Origin of the sequence: Deinococcus sp. (genome assembly GCF_018260555.1) — a bacterium.
Lineage (GTDB): Bacteria > Deinococcota > Deinococci > Deinococcales > Deinococcaceae > Deinococcus.
The window spans coordinates 1-4,468 of sequence record NZ_JAGLBB010000118.1; the positions used below are offsets into that span (position 1 = coordinate 1).

The following is a 4,468-nucleotide window of genomic DNA, read 5'->3' on the forward strand; positions in this document are numbered from 1 at the left end:
CCTCTCTTTCCAGCGGGGAGGCTGGGAGTGAGTCGAGGTCTCTATTCAACACTGTCCAGATTCTGGGGAGCAGACCACAGACGCCTGTGTTAAAAAGCCACAGGCGGCGGCCTTTCTAACTGTGGCGCAATGGAGAACGGTCCGCATGAGGCGGCAACCCGGCGACGCCATGCGGCTGGACACTCGTGGTCATTGAGACAGACTCAGAGCAACCCTCACAGAGCAGAGGTGCCCTGCGAACGAACGGCGCTGGGCGCAATCCAGGCCTGCGCTAAAGTAGGCTCCGAACACATCCGCCGCTCTGTTCAGGGCATAATGGAGGGACTATGGCACGAGCAAAAACTAAAAGCGATATGACCGCCCCCACCCCCCCCGCGTCCCCGTACGCCTCCTTCGACGCGCTGATGGCAACCGCCGCCGTTGACAGTCAGATTCAGTCTCTCGCTGACAGTGGCGCTGACGCACTGACCCTGGACAGCGCCCTGACCGACGCGCTCACGGCCGCGCACCGCCGCTGGGGCCTGGGCCTGCACCACCTGACCCACACCGCCCGCAGCGACGGTGACGACATCGTGTTCCTCACGGACGGCCGCGTGACCGCCCACCTGAGCGGCGGCGTGGAAACCCTGGCCCGCGCATACGAGGACATGCGCGCCACGGACGAGCGTGGCCTGAGCCTGTGGGGCGCGCTGGGCGAAGGCCACCGCCTGCCCGGCGACGCACCGGGCGCCCGCCTGAAAGTCCTGATCGAGGACGCCCGCGACTTCGAAACGCACTGGACGGCCGGCCGCGCCGAGCAGTACTGGCGAACCTGGCGCAGCGGCGAGACGCTGTTCGCGGAAGTCGCCCGGCCCGCCAGCGCCGAGGCCGCCCTGTCGGACGCCGCGTGGGACGTGATCACCAGCATCAAGGACCGCGTGTTCCAGCGTGACCTGATGCGCCGCAGCGAGGAAGTCGGTATGCTCGGCGCGCTGCTCGGCGCGCGCCACGCCGGAGCCCGCAGCAACCTCAGCCTGCTCCCCGACGCGCACTTCACCGTGCAGGCCGCCGTGCACAGCGTCACCGGACCCGAAGCCCGCAACGCCGAGACGCACCGCGCCCTGCTGCGCGCCGCCAGCGCCGAACTCGACGAACTGCAGTCACACACCACCCGCCAGCTGGCCGAAGTGCTTCGTCACGGACTGAAGAACAGCTGAGACGGATTGCGGTTGATTCGGAATTGCACCGAATCAACCCGAGCGGACGCGAGAGGGAACAACAGGCGGGTTTCGCGCTATGGAGCCGCAGGCGGTGTCTTTCCGCCTGTGGCGGAATGGAGCGGAATCCCCACGAGATGGAGCGGGCGGTAAGAAGCCACAGGCGGCAGCCTTTCCAACCGTGGCTCCATGGACCGCAGTCCGCGTGATACGCACTGCGGTCTGTTTTAACAACGTGAAGCGAAACGCAGCCGTGATGGGCAGGGCATCGGCGCTGACCGGATCAGCCGCCGATGTTAACGGTAGGCGCTCCGGCGGTGATCACGCCACCGTGCGCGGTGTGGTCGCCCAGGCGTGCGGCGGGGCGGCCGTTGATGCGAACGGTGGCGCTGCCCTGCGCGACCGAGTCGGGCGGGCCGACGCACACGCAGGGGTCTCCGGCGCGGGCGGCGGGCTGTCCGCCGATCAGGACGTTCATGCTGCCGCCGCTGATGGGGCCGCCGACGTGTGGGGTCCACCCCTGGCGGAGGGGGCAGGTGTGGTTGTCTCCGACGCGCGCAGCCAAGGGCATGGCTTCATGGTACGCCCTGGCTGGGGGGGGGGCGTGCCCGCAGATGCCGGGGGTGTCAGGGAGCGGACGTACCGAGCAGCGCGCGCGGCTTGTCGTGCAGGAAGCGGGCGTCGGCTCCCTGCTGGGCGACGCGGCCGAGCAGGATGGTGGTCTGCGTGGCGTTGCGGCTCAGACGGTCGGGGTTTTGCATGATCAGGGTGTCGCCGGGACGCAGGCTCTCGATGGCGCGGTGCAGGACCGGGCGTTCGAGGTGATCGCCGCTGTTGTTATCGATGAAAATAGACTGACAGCCGGCAGTCAGCAGTTCTTTGATCTGGGTGATAGGTTGTTTCTGAGCCTGGACGGAACGTGCGTAGCCGATCAGCATGACTGTGAACCTCGTGTCGGGAAAGTGGGTGCGGGACCAGGTCTATGAGTGTACGCCCTGCGGGGCCAGACCGTGCTCAACGGTGCCTGGAACGGGTGCAAGGGGACGAACGGGCCGCCCGGTGTGTTGGCAGGTTCTCAACGAAACAGACAGCAGGTCGTCTGAGCTGGATTCCGATTGATTCGGGCAGTTCTGAATCAATTCGAGCGGACGCGAGTGGGAACAGCAGACGGGTTTCGCGGTATGAAGCCACAGGCGGCGCTTTTCCGACTGTGGCGCAGTGGAGCGGAAGTCCTCTGAGCTGGATCGCCGGAACTTGTGAGAGGACACACACCACACCGCCGGGTTAATGAGGTAGACACTCAGGTATGGCCCGTCCCCGCTCTATTACCGATGAACAGATAGTGGCGGCCGCGCACGAGGTCTTTCTGGAACAGGGGTTCTCGGCCACGACCGCCGCCGTTGCCCGCCGCGCCGGGGTGTCCGAGGGCACCTTGTTCAATCGGTTCCCGACCAAGGAGGACCTGTTCATGGCGGCGATCGGCCTGAGCAACTACGGGCGCTGGCGGCCGCAACTGCTGGCGCAGGTGGGGCAGGGCGAGGTGCGCGGCAACCTGGAACGCGCGGTAATCAGCGTGCTCGAAGAAGCCGAGGTGCTGATGCCCAAGTTGATGGTGATGTTCTCGCGCGGGCACGATCCGGGGCACAATCCGCTGCTGCAACGCCTGGACGACCCGATCCGTTCGGACGCCGACGCGCTTGAACGCTACTTGCAGGCGGAAGCGCAGCGGGGCCGGGTGCGTCCGCTGGACGCCTCGGTGACGGCGCTGGCAATGATGGGCGCGCTGACGCATTACATCCACCGGGAACAGATGCTGCCGCCCATGGGCCACGAGTCGATCGAGCGGGGGCGTTTCGTGCGCGGCCTGCTGGACGTGATGTGGCCGGGAATGTCGCCGTGACGGTCCGACCGGGCGGGCGGGGGTCATCCCCTCAAACGGCCTCGGGTAGAGAGGGGAGCAAAAGATTTAACCTGGGCAGACCCAGATCAATGCGCCGCCCAGCGAGCAGGAGAGAAGCGGCTTGCGGGCTTGGACCATTCGGCAGCCCGTATGGCCCGGATGGGTGGTCACGCGCCCCGGTCGCCTGCCGTGTCATACGGACTTCCGTTTGTTTCGCCGACAATCCGGAACATCACCGGATGGCCAGCTCCATGTCCGGAACCTGCCCTACTCCCACTCGCTTCGCTCTGATTGAATGGTCCTTGCAGCCCATTCAATCGGAGTCCGTGTCATTCATGAGTAAGTGGTCACTCTTTAATCTTCGGCGGCGCACCCGCAGTCGCGCAGTGTCCCACCCCGCCCCTGCCTCTGCGCCCCCGGCCTGTGTGACTGCCTCGCCCCTGCAAGGATCCATGTTTGTTCCTGTGTTATCCCCCGCTGCGCGGCCTCCCACCGGGCCAGAGCCGCCATTCCTCACACGTGGCCCCGATCACACGGCTCAGCCTGCGTCCCGCACCCCCGCTTCCCGGTCCGCAAGAACAGTGCTGCGCGCTCCGGCGTTCCTGTCTCCCGAGGTTTCCTGTATGACTGATGTCCCCACTTTCCTGCTGCCGCGCCCCGCGCGCGTGACCCTGCTGACCCTGAGTATGCTGCTGGGCCTTGCGGGGGCGCAGCAGACGGCGCCGCCCACCACGGTGCCCACGCCCCCTCCTTCCATCACGGCCCCGGCTTCCCTGCCACCGTCCACGGCGGCCGACCTGACGCCCCTCCTGGCGGCGCTGCGGGGCTCGCCCGAGTGGCGCGCAGCGGACCTGAGTTACCGCGCGGCGCAACTGACGCTGGACAGCGCCCGGACCCGCGCGGGACTGAGCGTCACGGCCGGCGCGGACGGCACCCTGAGCCGCGTTCCCTGGGACAGCGGATCGGTCGCGGGCGCCACGACCCTGACCCTGAACGCCCGGCTGAACGTGCTTCCCTGGGCTCCGGCGCTCGAGGGGGCCCGCAGCGCCGAGCGGGCGCTGGCCGGGGCGGCGGTGGAACTGCGCGGCGCCCGCGCGCGCCTGACCGTGCAGGCGCTTCAGGCTTACGAGGGTGTACGCGCCGCGTCGGCGGGCCTGGAACTGGCGGGCGCGCAACTGGACGTGGCCCGGGCGCAACTGAGCGCCGCGCAGGCGCAGCGTGCTGACGGCGTGCTGTCGGCGGAGGGACTGCTGGCGCAGCAGTCGGCGTTCGAGACCGCGCAGGCCGCCCAGTCCCGTGCCGAACGCGCGCTGGCGCAGGCGCTGCGCAGCCTGAACCGCCTGCTGGGCGCACCCGCCGCGCTGCCCGCCCG

General features: G+C 68.1%; 5 protein-coding genes. 3 read left to right on the plus strand and 2 right to left on the minus strand.

Features of this window, described 5'->3' with window-relative positions:
* The first annotated feature begins 353 nt into the window (after positions 1 to 353).
* Positions 354 to 1,196 (plus strand): DNA repair protein, encoded by an 843-nt coding sequence (locus QZ271_RS13970; protein ID WP_291432492.1) that lies wholly within the window; start codon positions 354 to 356, stop codon positions 1,194 to 1,196.
* Positions 1,197 to 1,479: 283 nt separating this feature from the next.
* On the opposite strand, the gene QZ271_RS13975 is transcribed toward QZ271_RS13970, so the two are convergent.
* On the minus strand, positions 1,480 to 1,767 hold the full coding sequence (locus tag QZ271_RS13975; RefSeq protein ID WP_291432494.1) for a PAAR domain-containing protein: 288 nt from the start codon (positions 1,765 to 1,767) through the stop codon (positions 1,480 to 1,482).
* Positions 1,768 to 1,822: 55 nt separating this feature from the next.
* Entirely contained in the window at positions 1,823 to 2,134 is a 312-nt protein-coding gene (locus QZ271_RS13980) for a recombinase family protein (RefSeq protein ID WP_291432496.1), read from the minus strand.
* Positions 2,135 to 2,502: 368 nt separating this feature from the next.
* Between QZ271_RS13980 and QZ271_RS13985 the strand changes: the two genes are divergently transcribed.
* Both QZ271_RS13985 and QZ271_RS13990 read left to right on the plus strand, forming a co-directional pair.
* Positions 2,503 to 3,096, plus strand: a complete 594-nt coding sequence (locus tag QZ271_RS13985; protein WP_291432498.1) for a TetR/AcrR family transcriptional regulator — start codon at positions 2,503 to 2,505, stop codon at positions 3,094 to 3,096.
* Between the two features lie 623 nt (positions 3,097 to 3,719).
* Positions 3,720 to 4,468, plus strand: a 749-nt coding sequence (locus QZ271_RS13990; RefSeq protein WP_291432500.1) for a TolC family protein, incomplete at its 3' end; no start/stop codon positions are given.

Excerpts from the sequence above, each read along its gene's own strand:
- QZ271_RS13970 (WP_291432492.1), top strand. The coding sequence starts at position 354 with ATGACCGCCCCCACCCCCCCCGCGTCCCCGTACGCCTCCTTCGACGCG.
- QZ271_RS13975 (WP_291432494.1), bottom strand. The coding sequence starts at position 1,767 with ATGCCCTTGGCTGCGCGCGTCGGAGACAACCACACCTGCCCCCTCCGC.
- QZ271_RS13980 (WP_291432496.1), bottom strand. The coding sequence starts at position 2,134 with ATGCTGATCGGCTACGCACGTTCCGTCCAGGCTCAGAAACAACCTATC.
- QZ271_RS13985 (WP_291432498.1), top strand. The coding sequence starts at position 2,503 with ATGGCCCGTCCCCGCTCTATTACCGATGAACAGATAGTGGCGGCCGCG.